Origin of the sequence: Pseudoalteromonas sp. GW168-MNA-CIBAN-0100 (genome assembly GCF_040309225.1) — a bacterium.
In the GTDB taxonomy this organism is placed as follows: Bacteria; Pseudomonadota; Gammaproteobacteria; order Enterobacterales; family Alteromonadaceae; genus Pseudoalteromonas; species Pseudoalteromonas arctica.
This window is the reverse complement of the sequence record NZ_JBEOOL010000718.1, coordinates 1-261: the sequence shown is the minus strand read 5'-3', so window position 1 is coordinate 261 and position 261 is coordinate 1. Positions and strand designations below refer to the sequence as shown.

Here is a 261-nt window from a genome sequence, read left to right as displayed (position 1 = left end):
CATATTCTTTTGGCAGAGCAGGGAAGTCATGGCTACCATCGGGTTTGACTCCATAATTTATTTTAACGGTTTCGTACCAATCGTTGGCATCGGGCTTGGCTAAACGTGAACCGTTGCCGGTCCATTTAGCCGGTGACTCGGCAAACTTTCCGTCTATGAGGGGATGTGTTTCGCCGCCTAATGGCAAATAACCATCCGATGCTTGTGGGACTTGAAAGTCTTCACCGACTACATAATAGAAATTGTTGTGTCTACTATAGG

At 46.4% G+C, this 261-nt stretch carries 1 pseudogene; it reads right to left on the bottom strand.

The features are described 5' to 3' along the window. Positions 1–261, bottom strand: a pseudogene (locus AAEY62_RS23155) (alpha-amylase); the annotation flags it as partial.